The organism is Roseococcus microcysteis (genome assembly GCF_014764365.1).
Taxonomy (GTDB): domain Bacteria; phylum Pseudomonadota; class Alphaproteobacteria; order Acetobacterales; family Acetobacteraceae; genus Roseococcus; species Roseococcus microcysteis.
This window is the reverse complement of record NZ_CP061718.1, coordinates 130,958-149,608: the sequence shown is the minus strand read 5'-3', so window position 1 is coordinate 149,608 and position 18,651 is coordinate 130,958. Positions and strand designations below refer to the sequence as shown.

Annotated in this window: 19 protein-coding genes; 10 read left to right on the top strand and 9 right to left on the bottom strand. The window is 73.3% G+C overall.

The genetic code is table 11. The features are described from left to right. Nucleotides 1-6 precede the first annotated feature (6 nt). Entirely contained in the window at nt 7-1,041 is a 1,035-nt protein-coding gene (locus ICW72_RS00655; RefSeq protein WP_191084464.1) for a phytanoyl-CoA dioxygenase family protein, read from the top strand. A 1-nt stretch (nt 1,042) separates the two neighbouring features. Here the strand turns inward: ICW72_RS00655 and ICW72_RS00650 are convergent, their stop codons facing one another. Together ICW72_RS00650 and eno are read right to left on the bottom strand one after the other, a co-directional pair. Continuing rightward, entirely contained in the window at nt 1,043-1,312 is a 270-nt protein-coding gene (locus tag ICW72_RS00650) for an FtsB family cell division protein (RefSeq protein ID WP_223880733.1), read from the bottom strand. 152 nt (nt 1,313-1,464) lie between these two features. Then, complete coding sequence (eno, locus tag ICW72_RS00645; RefSeq protein ID WP_191084462.1) at nt 1,465-2,742, bottom strand: phosphopyruvate hydratase; 1,278 nt, start codon at nt 2,740-2,742, stop codon at nt 1,465-1,467. Between the two features lie 100 nt (nt 2,743-2,842). On the opposite strand from eno, the gene ICW72_RS00640 reads away from it, so the two are divergent. Genes ICW72_RS00640 through ICW72_RS00610 form a run of 7 tightly spaced genes read left to right on the top strand, consistent with a single transcriptional unit; the run spans nt 2,843 to nt 9,866 of the window. Next, nucleotides 2,843-3,460, top strand: coding sequence for a DUF1826 domain-containing protein (locus ICW72_RS00640; RefSeq protein ID WP_191084461.1), 618 nt, complete (start codon nt 2,843-2,845; stop codon nt 3,458-3,460). Continuing rightward, nucleotides 3,460-4,638: a GTP-binding protein gene (locus tag ICW72_RS00635; protein WP_191084460.1), complete on the top strand. Its 1,179-nt coding sequence runs from the start codon at nt 3,460-3,462 to the stop codon at nt 4,636-4,638. Before ICW72_RS00640 ends, ICW72_RS00635 begins: the two co-directional genes overlap by 1 nt. Nucleotides 4,639-4,683: 45 nt before the next feature. Beyond that, nucleotides 4,684-5,583 (top strand): NAD(P)/FAD-dependent oxidoreductase, encoded by a 900-nt coding sequence (locus tag ICW72_RS00630; RefSeq protein ID WP_191084459.1) that lies wholly within the window; start codon nt 4,684-4,686, stop codon nt 5,581-5,583. Beyond that, a complete protein-coding gene (locus ICW72_RS00625) occupies nt 5,580-6,167 on the top strand; it encodes a pyridoxamine 5'-phosphate oxidase family protein (protein WP_191084458.1) in 588 nt (195 codons plus the stop codon). The genes ICW72_RS00630 and ICW72_RS00625 overlap by 4 nt, the downstream gene beginning before the upstream one ends. Continuing rightward, nucleotides 6,152-6,409 carry a DUF3253 domain-containing protein gene (locus tag ICW72_RS00620; RefSeq protein WP_191084457.1) on the top strand — a complete coding sequence of 86 codons (258 nt, stop codon included), beginning with the start codon at nt 6,152-6,154 and terminating at the stop codon, nt 6,407-6,409. The genes ICW72_RS00625 and ICW72_RS00620 overlap by 16 nt, the downstream gene beginning before the upstream one ends. Continuing rightward, nucleotides 6,406-7,647, top strand: a complete 1,242-nt coding sequence (locus tag ICW72_RS00615; RefSeq protein WP_191084456.1) for a DUF1499 domain-containing protein — start codon at nt 6,406-6,408, stop codon at nt 7,645-7,647. The genes ICW72_RS00620 and ICW72_RS00615 overlap by 4 nt, the downstream gene beginning before the upstream one ends. Next, on the top strand, nt 7,644-9,866 hold the full coding sequence (locus ICW72_RS00610) for a glycosyltransferase (RefSeq protein WP_191084455.1): 2,223 nt from the start codon (nt 7,644-7,646) through the stop codon (nt 9,864-9,866). Before ICW72_RS00615 ends, ICW72_RS00610 begins: the two co-directional genes overlap by 4 nt. On the opposite strand, the gene recQ is transcribed toward ICW72_RS00610, so the two are convergent. The 5 genes from recQ to cydD all read right to left on the bottom strand — a co-directional run bounded on the left by recQ (nt 9,824) and on the right by cydD (nt 15,331). Continuing rightward, nucleotides 9,824-11,623 carry a DNA helicase RecQ gene (gene recQ / locus ICW72_RS00605; protein ID WP_191084454.1) on the bottom strand — a complete coding sequence of 600 codons (1,800 nt, stop codon included), beginning with the start codon at nt 11,621-11,623 and terminating at the stop codon, nt 9,824-9,826. The genes ICW72_RS00610 and recQ overlap by 43 nt on opposite strands. 13 nt (nt 11,624-11,636) lie before the next feature. Continuing rightward, complete coding sequence (locus tag ICW72_RS00600) at nt 11,637-12,035, bottom strand: OmpA family protein (RefSeq protein ID WP_223880732.1); 399 nt, start codon at nt 12,033-12,035, stop codon at nt 11,637-11,639. A 68-nt stretch (nt 12,036-12,103) separates the two neighbouring features. Then, complete coding sequence (locus tag ICW72_RS00595; protein ID WP_223881004.1) at nt 12,104-12,724, bottom strand: ATP-binding cassette domain-containing protein; 621 nt, start codon at nt 12,722-12,724, stop codon at nt 12,104-12,106. Further along, entirely contained in the window at nt 12,619-13,749 is a 1,131-nt protein-coding gene (locus ICW72_RS20470; protein ID WP_223880731.1) for an ABC transporter domain-containing protein, read from the bottom strand. Before ICW72_RS20470 ends, ICW72_RS00595 begins: the two co-directional genes overlap by 106 nt. Then, entirely contained in the window at nt 13,739-15,331 is a 1,593-nt protein-coding gene (gene cydD / locus ICW72_RS00590; RefSeq protein WP_232370759.1) for a thiol reductant ABC exporter subunit CydD, read from the bottom strand. Before cydD ends, ICW72_RS20470 begins: the two co-directional genes overlap by 11 nt. Nucleotides 15,332-15,497: 166 nt before the next feature. Here cydD and ICW72_RS00585 point away from each other — a divergent pair, with 166 nt between their 5' ends. Beyond that, nucleotides 15,498-16,385 carry a polysaccharide deacetylase family protein gene (locus tag ICW72_RS00585; protein ID WP_191084450.1) on the top strand — a complete coding sequence of 296 codons (888 nt, stop codon included), beginning with the start codon at nt 15,498-15,500 and terminating at the stop codon, nt 16,383-16,385. Then, on the top strand, nt 16,382-16,918 hold the full coding sequence (locus ICW72_RS00580; RefSeq protein ID WP_191084449.1) for a lipocalin family protein: 537 nt from the start codon (nt 16,382-16,384) through the stop codon (nt 16,916-16,918). The genes ICW72_RS00585 and ICW72_RS00580 overlap by 4 nt, the downstream gene beginning before the upstream one ends. A 102-nt stretch (nt 16,919-17,020) precedes the next feature. Here the strand turns inward: ICW72_RS00580 and ICW72_RS00575 are convergent, their stop codons facing one another. Further along, nucleotides 17,021-17,863 (bottom strand): GNAT family N-acetyltransferase, encoded by an 843-nt coding sequence (locus tag ICW72_RS00575; RefSeq protein ID WP_223880730.1) that lies wholly within the window; start codon nt 17,861-17,863, stop codon nt 17,021-17,023. Continuing rightward, nucleotides 17,860-18,624: an SDR family NAD(P)-dependent oxidoreductase gene (locus tag ICW72_RS00570; RefSeq protein ID WP_191084448.1), complete on the bottom strand. Its 765-nt coding sequence runs from the start codon at nt 18,622-18,624 to the stop codon at nt 17,860-17,862. Before ICW72_RS00570 ends, ICW72_RS00575 begins: the two co-directional genes overlap by 4 nt. Between the last annotated feature and the right edge of the window lie 27 nt (nt 18,625-18,651).

Here is an 18,651-nt window from a genome sequence, read left to right as displayed (position 1 = left end):
ACCCCCATGGCCTGGCATCATTGGCCGCTGCTTCCGCTCCATGCCATGGCGCTCGCCACCGGCGCGAAATCCTTCGAGAAGAACCCGCTGATCGGCAGCGCCAGGCTGAACCGCGCCGGGCTGCACATCGCGCGCCGCAACCTGGCGCAGCGCCTGGGCGAACGCCGGCGCGCGGCGCTGGCAGAAGGGGTGGAGGCGGAAGACCAGCGCGCCCTGCTGGAGACGGGCTTCCTCGCCAAGCCCGACTTCCTCCCCGCCCAGGATTTCGCCGCCATGCGCGACGAACTCTTCGCCGCCCGCCTGCCCGCGCGCGAATACCTGGATGGCTACACGCTGACGCGCCTCATCCCGCTGGACGCCGCCTCGCTCGCCCACCTGCCGGCCACGCGCGCCGCACTCGGCTTCGCGCCCTACCGTGCCCTGCACGACTTCGTGGGCTCCTTCCGGCAATCGCCCTTCCTCTTCGTGCAGACGGTGTTCAGCCATGTGCGCGAGGCCCCGCCCGACATCCAGTCGGACTTCCACACCGACACCTTCCACCCCACCGTGAAGTCCTGGCTGTTCCTGGACGAGGTGGCGGAGGGCGAGGCGGGCTTCACCTACGTCCCCGGCTCGCACCGCCCCAACCGGCGGCACCTGGCGTGGGAGCGGCAGGTTTCCATCGGCGCGGCGCGGGCCGCGGACCGCAGCACGCGCGAAGGCTCGCTCCGCATCGAGGAGGCGGCGCTGCCGCGCCTCGGCTATCCCGCCCCGCGCAAGCTGGCGGTCGCGCCCAACACGCTGGTCATCGCCGACACCAGCGGCTTCCACCGCCGTGGCATCGCGGACAGGCCCACGCGGCGCGTCAGCATCTGGGCCTATGCGCGGGGCAACCCGTTCAAGCCCTGGACGGGGGGGGACGTGCTGTCCGCCACCGGCCTCGACAAGCGCGTGATCCGCGGTTTCTGGGCCGCGCAGGACATGGTGAAGCGGATGCGCGGCGCCACCGGCGGCTGGCGCTGGGTGGGTGAGCGCGGGCCGCTGGACCCGCCCGCGATCTGATTCAGTAGAGGCGTTCGCCCGGCGCGTAGGGAAGGATGATCTCGCCCGGGCGGCTCAGGTTCAGCAGGGCGCGGGCGCGCTCCTCCACCTGGTCACGGTCCATCTCGCTGCCGCGCACGGCGTTCACGCGGCGTTCCATGGCCTCACGCTCGGCGGTGGCGATGTTCAGCCCGACACGCGCCTGGGCCAGGTCCTGCAGCCGCTCGACATGCCGCTCCTCACCCTGCTGGGCGTGCCAGATGAAGAAGGCCGAGGCCCCGAAGAAAAGCACGGGCGCGATCAACCCCCGCGCCAGACGGCCCAGCCACGCCAACATGCGATAGTCCCCCACGACCGGCGGTCCCCCCGGACCGCCCGCCGCAACACACCATCAAAGCGATGGTTTCGCAAGGGAAAAGGCGGGCGCATCGCCCGCCGCGCAGGCTACCGCCGCAGGATGGTCCGCCCCGCATAGCGCGCGGCCGGCCCCAGATCCTGCTCGATGCGGATCAGCTGGTTGTACTTGGCCAGCCGGTCCGAACGCGAGAGCGAACCCGTCTTGATCTGCCCGCAATTGGTGGCCACCGCGAGGTCCGCGATGGTCGCATCCTCGGTCTCGCCCGAGCGGTGGCTCATCACCGCCGTGTAGCCGGCGCGGTGCGCGGTCTCCACCGCCTCCAGCGTCTCGGTCAGCGTGCCGATCTGGTTCACCTTGATCAGGATGGAATTGGCGGTCGCGCGCTCGATGCCCTGGCGCAGACGCTCGGGGTTGGTCACGAAGAGGTCGTCGCCCACCAGCTGCACCTTCGCACCCAGGCGGTCGGTCAGCAGCTTCCAGCCGTCCCAGTCATCCTCGTGGCAGCCATCCTCGATGGAGACGATGGGCCACTTGGCGCAGAGCGCCGCCAGGTAGTCCACCATGCCCCCGGCATCGAGCGTCTTGCCCTCGCCTTCCAGCACATACTTGCCGCCGTGGTAGAATTCGCTGGCCGCGCAGTCGAGCGCGAAGAGGATGTCCTCGCCCACCCGGTGGCCGGCCGCCTCGCAGGCCTTGGCGATGAAGGACAGCGCCTCGTCCGCGCTGCCGATGTTGGGGGCGAAGCCGCCCTCATCGCCCACATTGGTGTTGTGGCCGGCGTCGTGCAGCGCCTTCTTCAGCGACGCGAAGACCTCGGCGCCCACACGCACCGCATCGGCGGCCGTGCCGGCGGCCACCGGCATGATCATGAATTCCTGGATGTCGATGGGATTATCGGCATGCTTGCCGCCATTGATGATGTTCATCATCGGCACCGGCAGGGTGCGGGCGAAGGTGCCGCCGACATAGCGATAGAGCGGCAGCTCATGCGCGTTGGCCGCCGCCTTCGCCACGGCCAGGCTGACCGCCAGGATGGCATTGGCCCCCAGGCGCGACTTGTTGGGCGTGCCGTCCAGCTCGATCATCAAATTGTCGATCTTCACCTGCTCGGAGGCATCCATGCCGCCGAGGGCGTCGAAGATCTCGCCCTCCACATTCGCGCAGGCCTGGCGCACGCCCTTGCCGCCGAAGCGGGACTTGTCGCCGTCGCGCAGCTCCGCCGCCTCATGCGCGCCGGTGGAGGCGCCGGAAGGGACGATGGCGCGGCCCTGGCTGCCATCATCCAGGACCACCTCGGCCTCGACGGTGGGGTTGCCGCGGCTGTCGAGCACTTCGCGGGCGACGATATCGGCAATGGCGGGCATGGGTTTTCCTTCCGGCAGCGATGCGCGGCGGATAGGACGGCCCCCGGCAAAGGGCAAGTCGGGGCTTGCGCAGGTTGAGTTATGTTATACTATCACATCCATGCCCTTCCTCTGCGAAGCCTTCGCCCCGCCCGCCACCCCGGTGGCCGAACCCCCGCCCCGCGCCGTGATCTCCACGGTGGAGACCGTGCTGCTCACGGCCCTGCACCAGGATGTGGGCCTGGCGCTGTGGTTGCGGGACATGCCGGAAGGCTGGAAGCGCGAGGTGGCCCCCCTCGCCTCCGCCGGCCCCTTCCGCGCCATGGGCGAGGGCACGCCGGATGACGCGCTGGACGCGGCGGCGGCCGCCCTGCCCGGCCCCGCGCCACTCAACCTGCTGGCCGATGCGCTGCGGCTCGCGCACATGTTCGCGGCCCTGACCCGCAGCGAACATGTGCGCCTGCGCTTCGACGGCGTGACGGGCGATGCCTGCCGGAAATTCCATGTGGATGCGGTGGGGCTGCGCCTGCTCGTCACCTATGCCGGGCCGGGCACGCAATGGACCATGGCGGACCAGGATTCCGTGCCGCATGAGGTGCCGCTCGGCGCCGTGGCCCTCTTCCGCGGCCGGGCGCGGCCGGGCGGGCATGTGCTGCACCGCTCGCCGCCGATCTCGCATCTGCCCGAGGCGCGGCGCCGGCGCCTCGTGCTCTGCATTGACGAGGCGGGGTGCTGCTGATGGCCCGGCCCCTTCCCGTCACCGTGCTCTCGGGCTTCCTGGGCGCGGGCAAGACCACGCTGCTGAACCACATTCTCGCCAACCGCGAGGGGCAGCGCGTCGCCGTCATCGTGAACGACATGAGCGAGGTGAACATTGACGGCGCGCTGGTGGGTCGGCAGGGCCACCTCTCCCGCACCGAGGAGAGGCTGGTCGAGATGTCGAACGGCTGCATCTGCTGCACCCTCCGTGAGGACCTGATGCAGGAGGTGGCGAAGCTCGCCGCAGAGGACCGCTTCGACGCGCTGGTCATCGAGAGCACCGGCGTCAGCGAACCCATGCCCGTCGCCGCCACCTTCGACTTCACGACCGAGGCGGGCTTCCGCCTGGGCGATGTCGCGCGCCTCGACACCATGGTCACCGTCGTGGATGCGCGCGCCTTCCTGGAGGATTATTCCAGCGCCGACACCCTGGCCCAGCGCGGCGAGACGGCGGGCGAAGCGGACACCCGCCAGCTCGTGGACCTGCTGGTGGAGCAGGTGGAGTTCGCCGACGTCATCCTGGTCAACAAGGCCGATCTGGTGACGCCGGAGGAATTGGGCCGCCTGGCCGGCCTGCTCGCCACCTTCAACCCGCGCGCGGAAATCCTCTCCACCGCCCATGGCCGCGTGCCGCTCGCCAAGGTGCTCGGCACGGGCCGCTTCGACTTCGCCGCGGCGCAGGAGGCGGCGGGCTGGCAGCAGGCGCTGCTCGGCGGCCACCTGCCCGAGAGCGAGGAATTCGGCATCACCAACTTCGTCTGGCGCGCCCGCCGCCCCGTCCATCCCGCCCGCTTCAAGGCGCTGATCGAGGGCGATTTGCCCGGCGTGGTCCGCGCCAAGGGCTTCTTCTGGCTCGCCACGCGCAATGCCTGGGTGGGCGAATGGCAATTGGCCGGCCGCGTGGGCCGCCACCAGGGCGCGGGCCACTGGTGGGCGGCGGTGCCCCCCGGCCGCTGGCCCGAGGATGCGGGCTGGCGCGCCCTGATCGAACGCCTCTGGGAGGAGCCTTTCGGCGACCGGCGGCAGGAGATCGTCCTCATCGGCATCGGCATGGACGAGGCCGCGCTGCGCCGGCAATTCGACGCCACCCTCTGCACGCCCAGCGAGATGAAGCGCGCCCGCGACCTGCCCGACCCCTTTCCCCCCTGGACCGCCTGACACATCACCCTTGCGCCGGCCTCCCAAGCTGGCATTGATGCCAGGATGCTGCCCATCGCCATCATCGGAGCGGGCCTCGCCGGGCTGACCGCCGCCCGCCTCCTCGTCGCCGCGGGGCGCCCGGTGCGCCTCTTCGACAAGGGGCGCGGCGTGGGCGGGCGGCTGGCCACCCGCCGCGTCACCCATGAGGGGGCCACCCACAGCTTCGACCATGGCGCGCAATATGTCCGCGCCGAGGGCCCGGGCTTCGCCGCCCTGCTCGAAGAGATCCAGGCGCGGCCCTGGCCCGATTCGTTGCGCCGCGTGCCGGCGCCGGGCATGTCCGCGCTCGGCCGGGCCATGGCGGGCGGGCTCGACGTCGCCACCGGCTGCGAAATCCGCGCCCTGCGGCACGAGGAAGAGGGCTGGTTCCTGGACCATGCCGCCGGCGCGGAAGGCCCCTTCGCCGCCGTACTCGTCACCACCCCCGCGCCCCAGGCCATCCCGCTGCTGGCCCCGCATGCGCCGCGCCTGGCGCAGAGCCTGGCCGTCATCCGCTACGCCCCCTGCTGGACGGTGCTGGCCGGCTTCGCCACGCGCCTGCCCCTGCCCGACACGCTGCGCCACCGCGGCATCATCGGCTGGGCGGCGCGCGACAGCAGCAAGCCCGGACGCGACGCCCGCCAGGAGAACTGGGTGATCCAGGCCGGCACCGCCTTCTCCGCCGCGCATCTGGAGGAGGCGCCGGAACAGGTCATCCCGCCCTTGCTGGCCGCCCTGACGACCGAGGCGCCGCTCTTCGCCCAGGCGCATCGCTGGCGCTACGCCCTGCTGCAATCGCCGCTGGGCGCGCCCTGCCTGTGGGATGGCGCGCTGGGCTATGCCTCGGATGGCTGCCTCGCCGGCCGGGCCGAGGCCGCCTTCGACAGCGGCGCGGCACTCGCCCGCAAGGTCATGGCCGCGTGAGCCGCCCGCGCCCCGCCTTCGCCGATGACCTCGCCGCCACCCGCGCCGAGGCCTTCGCCCTGCTCTCCCGCGGCGTGGCGGACCGGCGCAGCCCCTTCCACACGCCCACGCTGGCCACCATCGGCCTGGACGGCGCGCCGCGCGCCCGCACCCTCGTGTTGCGCGGCTTCGACGCCGCGACCCGCAGCCTGCGCCTGCACAGCGACGCGCGCAGCGGCAAGCGGGCCGAACTGCTGCGCGACCCGCGCGCCTGCCTGCACCTCTATGACCCCGGCCACCAGGTGCAGATCCGGCTGGAAGGCCAGGCCACGCTGCACCAGGACGACGCGCTGGCCGATGCCGCCTGGGAGGCAAGCCGCCCCTTCAGCCGCCTCTGCTACGGCATCGCCCGGGCCCCCGGCACGCCCGTGGCGGAGCCGCCCCCCGCGCCCACCGAGGTGGGCGAGGGCCGGGCGCATTTCATGGCGCTGCGCCTCGTCTTCGCGCGGATGGAGTGGCTCTGGCTCGCCGCCGCGGGCCACCGCCGCGCGCTGTTCACCTGGGACGCCGCCGGCCAGGAGGAGGCCACATGGCTGGTGCCCTGACCCCTGAGGCCATCCGCGCCGAAATCCTGCGCCAGACCGCCGAGCGCGGGCCGGAGAAATCCATCTGCCCCTCCGAGGTGGCCCGCGCCCTCGACCCCGAGGATTGGCGCCGCCACATGACCGCGGTGCGCGGCGTGGCCGCCGTGCTGTCGGCCGAGGGCGCGGTGGACATCCTGCGCAAGGGCAAGCCCGTGCCGCCCGAGGCCATGCACGGCGTCATCCGCCTCAGGACGCGCGGATGAGCCTGCTGCGCGCCTGGCTCGGCCGGGGCGAGGCCGGGTTGCCCCCGGCCCAGCCGCTGGATTTCGAGACGCTGGTGCCGCCGCGCTCGCCCAATGCCTGTCTCGCCGCGCCGGCGGGGCACGCCTGGGCGCAGCTCACCACGCCGCCCTACACCACCCCGCCCGAGGCCCTGTTCGACGCCCTGCTGGAGGTGGCGGCGGCCGAGCCCCGCACCACACGCCGCGACATGCCGGGCGGGGGGCTGCGGGCGCAATGGGTGCAGCGCTCGGCCATGGCGAACTTCCCGGACCTGATCCATGCCGAGGTGCGGCCCGCCGAGGCGGGGGCCACCCTCCACCTCTATTCGCACAGCCTGCTGGGCTGGTCGGACATGGGGGTGAACCGGGCGCGGGTCACGCGCTGGCTGGCGGCGCTGGCCGCGCGACCGCTGCCGCCCATGCCCGTCGCGCCGGTGGCCGCCCCGCCACCCCCTGCCCCGCCCCCCGCGCCCTCGCCCCTCGCCATGGCGCTGGCCGGCAACGCCGCCGGGCGGCATGTGCTGGTGGCGGGCGATGCGCCCTCGGCCGTGGCCACCCTGGTGCTGCACGCGCTCAGCCATGGCGCGGCCAGCGCGCGGGCCTATTCCGCCCTGCGCCCCGACGACGCGGATGGGCAATTGCGCGCGGCCGGCACCGCGCTGGGGCTGGAGGCGGTGGCCGAAGCGCTCCTCGCCCGCGCGCGCGTCGGCACCACCGCCCAGATCGAAGGCGCCATTGACCCGCCCTGGCTGTGGTGGCTGCGCGGCAAGTGGGACGCGCCGGACCTCGCCGCGCGCCTGGGCCCGCTGGACCTGGTGGTGGACCCCGGCAACCTCGCCGCCGCGGAGGACCCCGGCCATCGGCTCGCGCAGCTGCGCGGCAGCGGGGCGCGCGCGCTGCTGCTGAGTTGCCTGGTGCCGCCGCCCGGCGCCGCGCCCGGCTTCGAGGCGGAGAGCCTCTGGCATGCGGCGCGGCTGGACGCGGCGACCTCCGCCGCGCTGCACGCGCATCTGGCCGAGAGGTGGCTCGACCTGCCGCAGCTTCGCCTCCTGCCCGCCGGCATGACGCCGGAGGCCGCCCGCGCCGCCGGGATCCATGAACCGTTCTGGTGGATCATGGGCGCGGCCGCGCTGCGCCGCCTGCTCAACGAAGCTGGCTGGACCCCGGGCGAGGCCGCCCGCCACGGCCCCCATCTGCTGCTGACCGCCACCGCCGCATGAGGCGCCAGCGCATCTGCCTGCTGACCTTCGACTTCGTGGGGCCCGTGCGGAACGGCGGCATGGGCACGGCCTTCCTGGCCTGCGCCGAGGCCTTCCGCGACGCGGGGCACGAGGTCACGGTGCTCTACCCCGCCGCCTATACCGAGACGCTGCCGCTGACCCATTGGCGCGCGCACTACGCCGCGCGCGGCATTGATTTCGTGCCCCTCCACCTGTCGGGGCAGGAGAAGGAACAGGCCTACGGCGCCTGGCAATGGATCAAGTCCCGCCACTTCGACGCCATCCATTTCCACGAGATGCGCGGCATCGGCCATTGGCTCACGGTGGCCAAGCGCTGCGGCCTCGGCCTCGCCGACACCGCGCTGGTCTGCCAGGTCCATAGCCCCACCCTGTGGCACTTCGCCCATTCCGGCACCTTCCTGCGCCATCTGGAGGAGCTGGAACTCGACTGGATGGAGCGCAGCAGCGTGCAGGGCGCCGATGTGGTCATCGCCCCCTCGCGCTACATGCTGGCCGAGGTGGCGCGCATGGGTTGGCGCCTGCCGCCGCGCCACGGCGTGCTGCCCAACATGCTACCGCAGGGCTTTCCCGCCCGCGCGCCCGCGGATGCCACGCCGCGTCCGGTGGAGGAGCTGGTCTTCTTCGGGCGGCTGGAGGCGCGCAAGGGCCTGGACCTCTTCTGCGAGGCCGTCTCGCGCCTCCAGGAAGCGGGCACGCCCCCCGCGCGCGTCACCTTCCTGGGCAAGATCGCGCAGATGGAGGGCTGCCACGCGCTGGCCTGGCTGGCAGAGGCCACCGCCGGCTGGACCTTCCCCTGGCAGGTGGTGAATGACCGCGACGTGGCCGGCGCGCGGGAATACCTGTCGGGGCCAGGGCGCCTCGCCGTCATCGCCTCCGTGATGGAGAACGCGCCCTATGCCGTGATCGAGTGCCTGGCCGCAGGGATCCCGCTGCTGGCGCCGGAGGTGGGCGGCATCCCGGAGCTGCTGGCCGCCGAGGACCATGCGCGGCTGCTCTACCCGCGCAATCCCCGCGCGCTGGCCGCCGCCATGGGCCGCGCCCTGGCCGATGGCATGGCGCCCGGCCGCCCCGCCGTGACGGCCGAGGGCGCGCGCGAGGCCTGGCTCGAATTCCAGGGCGGGCTTGCGGCGCCGCCCGCCGCGCCCGCGCTGCGGCGCGACGCGCCCCCGCTGGTCTCGGTCTGCATGGGCGCCTTCAACCGGCACGAGACGCTGGCGGACGCCATCGCCTCCATCGAGGCGCAGACCCATCCGGCCATCGAGCTCATCCTGGTGGATGACGCCAGCACCTCCCGCGCCACCCTCGCCTTCCTGGACGCGCTGCGCCCGCGCTTCGCCGCGCGGGGCTGGAAGCTGCTGCGCAATGCCGAGAATTCCTGGCAGGGCGTCACGCGCCACCACGCGGTGGACGCCTCGCAGGGCGAATTCCTGCTGTTCATGGATGACGACAACTTCGCCTGGCCGGAGGAGGTCGCGACCTTCGTCTCGGCCGCGCTGCATTCAGGCGCCGATGTCCTGACCTGCCAGAACCAGCCCTTCCACGGCGGCGGCCGTCCCCCCGCCACCCGCGCGCGCCAGCCCAGCCTGTGGATGCCCATCGGCCCCGCGGCGGCGGTCGGCGCCTATGCGAACATGATGGGCGACGCCAACATGTTCATGCGCCGCGACGCCTGGGACCGCATGGGCGGCTTTACCCGCGACCGCGCCTATTTCGAGGATTGGGAATTCCTCCAGGCCGCGTCGCTGGCCGGGCTGCAGGTCGAATGCCTGCCCGAGCTTCTCTACTGCTACCGCATCTGGGACGGCGCGCAGACCGCCGCCCATGCCGCGGATTTCCTCTATCGCAGCCATGCCCGCGCGCTGCGCCCCACCCTGGAGGCAACCCCCGAGGCGCTGCGCCCCGCGCTGCGCTTCGCCGTCGAACGGCATCTCGCGGGGATGCAGGTGCGGCGCGAGGGGTTCTGGGGGCGCGGCCTGCCCCTCTCGGGCGAGCAGATGCTGATCACCCAATTCGCGCCCAATGGCGCCGAGGCCATGCTGGCCCTGGCCGAGGCGGTGGCGGTGGCGGGGCGGGCCGAGACCGCGGCGCTGCTGGCCGAACAGGCCTGCCGCCTCGCGCCCGGCCACCCGGAAGTGACGGAACGCGCCGCCGCCCTTCAATCGGCGCGCGCCAGCACCTCCAGCACCGCGTCGCCATAGCGTTCCAGCTTGCTTTCGCCCACGCCGGGCACGCCGCGCAGCTCGGACAGGCTGCCGGGGCGCCGGGCCGCGATCTCGCCCAGCGTCGCGTCGTGGAAGATGACATAGGCCGGCACGCCCTGGGCGCGGGCCTCGGATTTGCGCCAGTCGCGCAGGGCGGCGAAGAGCGGGTCCCCTTCCTCCACCGGGGCGCGGTCGGCGCGGGGGCGGGAGTGGCGGGGGCCGAGGTTGGGGGCCTCGCGCAGCATCAGCCGCTGCTCGCCGCGCAGGATGGGGCGGGCGGCCTCGGTGGCGACCAGCTCGCCATGATTCTCGACGCGCACATCCAGGGCACCCGAAGCCACCAATTGCCGCGCCACGCCGCGCCAGGTGCCCTCCGGCAGGTCGCTGCCCACGCCGAAGGTGGGAAGCTGGTCATGGCCGTGCTGGGCCACCTTGTCCGTCAGCCGGCCGCGCAGCACGTCCACGAGATGCCCGAGGCCGAAGCGGCCGCCTGTGCGGACGGCGGCGCTCAGCAGCTTCTGGGCGGCCACCGTGGCGTCCGACAGCTTCGGCGGGGCGGCGCAGACGTCGCAATTGCCGCAATCCTCCGACAGATCCTCGCCGAAGCAGCGCAGCAGCACGCGGCGGCGGCAGGTGGCGGCCTCGGCGATGCCCACCATGGCGTCCAGCCGCGCGCGCTCGATGCGCTTCTGGTCGTCGCTCGCGGGGCTTTCCTGGATGCGGTGGCGGGCCAGCGCGATATCGCCCGGCCCGTAGAGCAGCAGGGCGCGCGCGGGCATGCCGTCGCGGCCGGCGCGGCCGATTTCCTGGTACCAGCCCTCCGGCCCCTGCGGCAGCGCCAGATGCGCCACGAAGCGCACATCGGGCCGGTCTATCCCCATGCCGAAGGCGATGGTCGCGCACATGATGACGGCGTCGCCGCGCGCGAAGCGGTGATGCGCGTCGCGCCGGGCCGTGCTGTCCATGCCGGCATGGTAGGCGGCGGCGTCGTGGCCATCGGCGCGCAGCCAGTCGGCCGTCTGCTCGGCGCGCGCGCGGGTGCCGCAATAGACGATGCCCGCGCCCGTGCCATGGATGGCGGTGCGCAGGAAGGCGCGCAGCTGCGCCCGCTCCTGCTCACGCGGCTCGGCGGCGAGGTGGATGTTCGGGCGGTCGAAGCTGGCGCGGAAGACGGGGTCTTCCCGCAGGCCGAGCTGCCCGCGAATGTCCTCCACCGTGCGCGCATCGGCGGTGGCGGTGAGCGCGAGGCGCGGCACGCCCGGAAAGGTGTCGCGCAGGAAGGAGAGCGCCCGGTATTCCGGCCGGAAGTGATGGCCCCATTGGCTGATGCAATGCGCCTCGTCCACGGCAAACAGCGCGATGGGCAGTTCGGCCAGGCGCTCGATCATGCCGTCCATCGCCAGCCGCTCGGGCGAGACGTAGAGCAGCTTCAGCGTGCCGTCGAAGACGCCGCGCCAGATCGCGCGGCGGTCATGCTCGTCCAGGTCCGAATGCAGCGCGGCGGCCGCCACCCCCTGCTGGCGCAGGGCGGCGACCTGGTCCTCCATCAGCGCGATCAGCGGCGAGACGACGACGGCCAGCCCGTCCCGGCACAGGGCCGGCACCTGGAAGCAGAGCGACTTGCCGCCGCCCGTGGGCATGAGGACGAGGCCGGAGCCCCCTTCCATCACATGCGCCACGATCTCGGCCTGGCGGCCACGGAAGCCGGGGTGGCCGAAGACCTCGTGGAGAACCTGCGCCGGGTCGCGCGGCATTACCCGCGAGCCCTCATTGGCGGGCGAGGCGGATCTCGACGCGGCGGCTCTCGATCGGCGCGGCCTCGAAGGGCACGGGCCCGCGTGGCACGACGAAGATGCGGTCCCCCGCCACGCCGAATTCGCGCAGCAGATCCGCCACATGGCGGGCGCGGCGGTCCGACAGCTCGCGGTTGAAGGCGACGCCGCCGGCGGGGCCGGCATAGCCGAAGACGTTCACCCGCGCGTAGGGGTGGCGGGCGGCGGAGCGGGCCGCGCCGCGCACCACGGCGCGCCCGGCATCGTCCAGCGTGTCACCGTCAATGGTGAAGAAGACGACGTCCACCGGCTCGTCTTCCAGGCGCCGCCCGGTGAGGTTGTTGAAGCTCTCGCAGCCCGCGAGGATCAGGGGGGCGGCGGCGGTCAGGAGCATGCGGCGGCGCATGGCGATTCTCTCCGGGGGGGATGGAAGGTTATCCGTCCAGCAACCCTGGGCCCGCGTCAACCAGCGGCTGGTAACAGCCTTCCCCCCGCCAGGCGCAGGACACGGTCCAGCGGCTCCACCCCGGTCAACTCATGCGTGAGCAGCAGGAGGGAACGCCCCTCGCAGGCCGTGCCGAGCGTCACCAGGAAGGAACGCGCGGCCTCGGCGTCGAGGCCGGCGGTGGGCTCGTCCAGGATCAGGATGTCGGCAGGCGGCAGCAGGGCGCGGGCGAGGGCGATGCGCCGCGCCTCGCCGCCCGAGAAGCGGGCGCCGCCCTCGCCGCAGAGCGTCTCCAGCCCCTCCGGCAGGCCGCGCACGAATTCGCCCACGCCGGCCTTGGCCAAGGCCCGCCACAGCGCCGCGTCCGGCGCGCCGGGGGCGGCGATGCGGAGGTTGTTCGCGATGCTGTCATCGAACAGCCGCGCATCCTGCGCGAGATAGGCGATGCGGCCGCGCAGCTCGGGCGCCGCCAGGGTCGCGATATCGGCCCCGCCCAGCGTGATCCGCCCGCCCTGGGGGGAAGCGAACTTCATCAGCAGCGCCGCGATGCTGGACTTGCCGGCACCGGAGGGGCCCAGGATGGCCAGCCGCTCGGCGGGGCGGAGCGTGAGGTCCAGCCCGTCCAGCACGGGCGGCATGCCCGCGCGCCAGCCGAAGCGCACGCCCTCGAAGCGCAGTTCGCGGCCCTCGGGCATGGCGGCGGGGGTGGTGGGTTCGGCCACGGGGGCGCGGTGTCGGTTGTTTCGAAGAGGCGGCGCGCGCCGGCGCCGGCGGTGGCCAGCGCCGCGCCCGCCCGGGGCATCAGCCCCAGCATCTCCAGGGCGGCGATGCCCAGGAACAGCGCCAGCACGGCCAGCGCCGCCCCCGCCTCGCCCGCCCAGAGCCCCCAGGCGAGGCCCCCCAGCAAGGCGAGCTGCGTCAGCGTCTGGCCCAGCGCGCCCGCCATGGCCCCGCGCGCCACCAGGCGGCGCTGGGCGCGCATCATGGCCGCATCGGCCTGGGCGAGGCGGGTGGCGGCGGCGGGCTCCGAATTGGCGGCCAGCGTGTCCTCGAGGCCGGCCAGCGGGTCCACGGCGGCGGCGCGCATCTCGCCGCGGCGGGCGGCGGCCTCGGTGGCGGCGCGGGCGGCGGCGGGGGCGAGCGCCAGCGGCAGGATGAGGGCCAGCAGCAGCGGCAGGGCCATCAGCACCAGCAGCCAGGGCTCGGCGCCCAGCAGGATCGCGATGGCCAGCACGGCGGCCAGCGCCCCCGCCGCCGGCACCACCGCCCCCAGGTAGAAGCGGTCCAGCGCGTCCACATCCGCGATCAGCCGGCCCAGCAGGTCGCCCGAGCCACCCATGCCGATGCCGCCCGGGCGGCGTTCGGCGAGGCGCCGGAAGAACCAGACGCGGGTGTCGGCCAGCGCCCGGAAGGCCGCGTCATGGCTCGCCATGCGTTCCCACCAGCGGGCGGCGGGGCGGATCAGCACGAAGGGGCGCAGCCAGAGCAGGGCCGCCACGCCCAGCAGCCCGCCCCCGGTCACGCCCGCCGCCACCCCCTTGCCCGCCAAGGTCATCAGCGCGATGCCGGACAGCGCCGAGACCATGGCGATGGCGAGCCCCGCGACCAGCGCCGGCCAGCGCGCGCGCCACAGCCGCGCGACGCGCCACAGATCACTCCACATGGGACACCGCCATCCGTCCCGCGCCCAGCTCCAGCACCCGCCCCGACAGCCCGCGCAGCTGCGCCGAATGGGTGGCGATGAGGGCGGTGCGTCCGGCGCAGAGGCGGGCGATGGATTCCATCACCTCGGCCTCGGTGCCGGGGTCGAGCGCCGTGGTGGGCTCGTCCAGCAGGATGAGGGGGGCGTCACGCAGGAAGGCCCGGGCCAGCGCCACCCGCTGCCGCTGCCCGCCGGAGAGGCCATAGCCCCCCTCGCCCACCTCCGTGTCCAGGCCTTTCGGCAGGCGGCGGGCGAAACCCATGACGCGCGCGGCCTCGGCGGCGCGCAGGATCTCGGCCTCGGTGGCGTCCGGGCGGGCGAGCGCGATGTTCTCCCGCAGCGTGCCCTGGAACAGATGCGCCCGCTGGCCGACATAGGCGGAGAGGCGGCGCAGCTCGGCGGGCTTGAGCAGGGTCGCGTCCTGCCCGTTCAGCGCGATGCGGCCCGCGGTCGGCCGCGCGAAGCCCATCAGCAGCTTCAGCACCGAGGATTTGCCGCTGCCCGAGGGGCCCACCAGCAGCAGCGTCTCGCCGGGGCTGACGGCGAAGGTGACGCGGTCGAGCGCGGGCTTGGGGTTGCCCTCATAGCGCAGGCCGACCTCGGTGAAAGCCACCGTCACGCGCGGCGGCATGGATTCCAGCAGCAGGCCCTGGGCGGGCGGGGCGTCCAGCAGCGGCGCGAGGTCCGCCGCCGCACCGCGCGCCGACATGGCCTCGTGATAGGCCTGGGAGAAGTTGCGCAGCGGCTGGAAGAAGGCCGGCACCAGCAGGATGCAGAACAGCGCCGCCACCGGGTCCGGGTGGTTCGCGCCCAGATGCGCCCCGTGCCGCCAGGCGAGGTAGGCGATGGTGCCCGCCGCCAGCAGTTCGAGCGCCGTGGTGGACAGGAAGGCCACGCGCAGCACGCGCATGGTGCGGGTGCGGAATTCCTCGGCGACCTGGCCAAGGTGCCGCGCCTCATCCTCCGCGCGGTTGAACTGCACCAGGGTGGACAGGCCCCGCAGCCGGTCCACGAAGCGGCCCGAAAGGCGGCCCAGCACGTCCATCTGCCGCTTGCTCTCGCGCGCGGCGCCGATGCCGGTGATGGCCATGCCGACGGGCACCAGCAGCCCCATCACCAGCAGCACCAGCGCCGTGACCCAATCCGCCCAGGCGGCCACCAGGATGATGGCGGCGGGCGCCAGGACGGCGAGCGCCACGGCGGGCAGCCAGCGGGCGAAGAAACCGTCCAGCGCCTCCACGCGGTCCACCAGCAGGGCGGCCTTCTCGCCCACGCCGCGCTTGTCGTCGGGGCCCAGTTCCATCAGGCGGGCGAAGAGAGCCGTGCGCAGCCGGGCGCGGGCGGCCTCGCCGGCGCGGTTCTGCGCGGCCTCCTGCGCCATGCCGAGGCCCGCCATGGCCAGCACCAGCAGCACGGCCAGGCCCAGATCCTCCCAGCCGCCGGCCGCGAAGCCCAGCAGCGTGGCCAGCACGCGCGCGATCAGGAAGGCGAGGCCCACCGAGCAGAGGGTCGAGGCCAGGCCGAGCGCGACCGGAAGCGCCACGCGCCCCCTTTGGGCACGCGCCTGCCGCATGAGCCAGGCCGACGCCGCGCGGCCATTCGAAGGCGATTCCATCCCTCCGGTTCTTAAGGGAATCGCGCCCGACGCGCCATGTCTTGCGGCACCTGCTTCCCGCTGCGACATGAACGGGAGATGAAGGGGAACAGAGATGCTGCCCAGCCATGGCCGCTACGACTACCTGCCCTGGGCCCAGCGCCCGCGTGAATCCTGGCCCGGCGGGCGCAAGCTGGCCGTCTATCTCGGCGTCAACCTGGAGCATTTCGCCTTCGGCGAGGGGCTGGGCGCGGAACTGGCCCCCGGCGGGCCGCAGCCCGACATCCTGAACTACGCCTGGCGCGACTATGGCAACCGGGTCGGCGCCTGGCGGTTGCTGCAGATGCTCGACGAGTTGTCCCTGCCCGCCACCGTGCTGCTGAACAGCGCCATGTACGGCTACGCGCCCGATCTGGTGGCCGCGCACCGCGCCCGGGGCGACGAGATCGCGGGCCATGGCCGCACCAACAGCGAACGGCAATCGGTCCTGCCCGAGGCCGAGGAAGCCGCGCTGATCGCGGAGAGCACCGCCGCCATCACGCAGCATGAGGGCGCGCCCCCGCGCGGCTGGCTTTCGCCCTGGATCGCGGAAAGCCGGGTCACGCCCGATCTGCTGGCCGAGGCCGGATACCGCTACACGCTGAACTGGTGCATGGACGACCAGCCGGTCTGGATGCGCACGCGGGCGGGGCGGCTGCTCGCCATCCCCTACCCGCAGGAGGCGAACGACATCCCCTCCATCGTGGGCCGCAAGGATGGGGCGGAGCAGTTCGCGGAGCTGATCGTCGAGGATTTCTCGGAGCGTATGCGCCAGGTGGGCGATGGGCTGCCGCAGGTCATGGGCATCGCGCTGCACCCCTATATCGTGGGCCAGCCCTACCGGCTGCGCGCGCTGCGACGGGCGCTGAACGTCATTGCCGCGCAGCGCGAGGCGGTGTGGATCACCACCGCCGGCGCCATTTACGACCATTGCATGACCTGGCCGGAAGGAAGCCTGCGATGACGCGCGCCCTGTTTCTCGTCGCCCTGCTGGCGCTCTCCGCCTGCGGTGCCACCCGCCCCGGCCCCGAGACGCCGGCCACGGTGGAGCGGGTGGATCTCGACCGCTATCTCGGCCTCTGGCACGAGGTGGCGCGCCTGCCGCAGAGCTTCCAGGACAGCCGCACCCTGCGCTGCGAGGAGGTGACGGCCGAATACGCCGCCGCCGGGCCGGGGCGCATCAGCGTGGTGAATTCCTGCGTGAACGCCCTGGACCCCGCCCGCCCGCGGCGCGAGGCGCGCGGCCAGGCCTATGTGGTCGAGGGCAGCGATGGCGCGCGGCTGCGCGTCAGCTTCTTCTGGCCCTTCTTCGGCGACTACTGGGTGCTGGGGCTGCACCCGGACTATCGCTGGGCGCTGGTGGGCGCGCCCTCGCGGCAGTCGCTCTGGCTGCTGTCGCGCACGCCGGAGTTGGAGGCGGCGGAGGTGGAGCGCGCGCTCGCCATCGCGCGGCGTGAGGGGTTTGACCTGGGGCCGCTCATTCGCGCGGCGCGTTAATCGCGCGGCCGCTTCACGGCTTCGGCATGCCGCCGAAGCCGATCGGACGCTAACCGAGCGGCCGATTCACGGCTTCGGCATGCCGCCGAAGCCGATCGGACGCTAACCCAGTTCGAAGCTGGTCAGCCCGAAGATCCAGTCGCGCCGCATGGGCGGCGGGGCGCCGGTGTACATGCGCGCCGTCTCGAACCCCTTTTCCATGCCCATGGACCGCGCCAGCGCCACCGCCTCGGCATGGGGCTCCGGCAGGTCGAGGATCAGCGGGCCGGGGGCGCGGTGCGGCGCGGCATCGGCGATGAGGGCCCGCGCCACCCCCGCATCCCGCGCGAAGAGGGGGGCGAGCTTCGATCCCTCGCGGCATGGCCGCAGCACGGCAAAGCCCGCCACCTCGCCCGCCTCCATCAGCACCCTGGCGCGATGGCCGGGGGCCGTGATCCAGGCGCGGAGGAAGTCGGGGCGTGGCAGGCCGAAGGCCTGGGCGTCGAAGGCGAGGAGCTGCGCGAAGGGGATGGCCGTGGCGTCGCGGATGTCGGCCGGCGCCGCATCCGGGATGCGCGGCGCGTCCGCCTGGTAGCGCGCGTTGTTCCAGGCGAGTTCGAAGCCCGAACGCCGGTAGTTCGCCTGCTGCGCCACCACCCCATCCAGCCCCACGCAGCGCCCCGCGAGCCGCGCCATGGCCGCGCGCCACAGCGCGATGCCCACCCCCTGCCCGCGCACCTCCGGCCGGGCGATGTAGAAGCCGATGAAGCCGAACGCCTCGCCCGTGCGGGTGGCGGAGATGCAGGCCAGCAACTGGCCGTTGCGCTCGGCGCCCCAGAAGCCCTCCGGGTCGGCGGCGGCGAAGGCCTGGGCGTCGGCCAGGCCTGGATTCCAGCCCTCGGCCGCCGCCCAGTCCACGGCGGTCGCGATCTCCTGGGCGCGCAGGGGGCGGCAGACCAGGCTCAATGCATGATGTCCCCGCCATTGGGCGAGAGGCAGGCGCCGCAGTAATAGGACCCGCCAGGCCCCGCCAGCAGCAGCGCCGTCGCCGCGATTTCCTCCACCCGGCCCATGCGGCGCAGCGGCAGGCGGCTTTCGATCTCGGCCTTCCATTCCGGCCCGCGCGAGCGCGTCAAATCCGTCTCGATGGGACCTGGCGCGATGACGTTCACCAGCACCCCCTGCGGCCCGGCCTCATAAGCCAGTGCCCGGGTGAAGCCGATGATGCCCGCCTTGGCCGCGCAATAGGTCACGATGCCGGGCGACCCCTTCAGGCCCAGCTGCGAGGCGATATTGATGATCCGCCCGCCCCCGCGCGCCACCATGCCGGGATAGACGGCCTGCGCCGTGAAGAAGCTCCCCTTCAGATGGATGTTCAGCATGCGGTCGAACTCCGCCTCGCTGATCTGGCCGAAGGGGGTGCGCAGGTTGATGCCGGCATTGTTCAGCAGGATGTCGCAGGGGCCGAGTGCCGCTTCGGCCCCAGCCACGAAGGCGTTGATCTGCGCGACCTCGCCCGCATCGGCCGCCATCTGGAAGGCGCGGCGGCCACGGGCGGTGACGGCCTGGACCAGGGTGCGCGCCTCCGCCTCGTCACCCAGATGCGAGATGGCCACATCCGCGCCAGCCTCGGCAAACGCGATGGCGCAGGCGCGCCCGATGCCGCGGCTGCCGCCGGTCACATAGGCGATCTTGCCGGCCAGCGGGCCATGGGCGGGCGCGTTCATGCGCGATGTCCTGTGCTGCTCATGGCG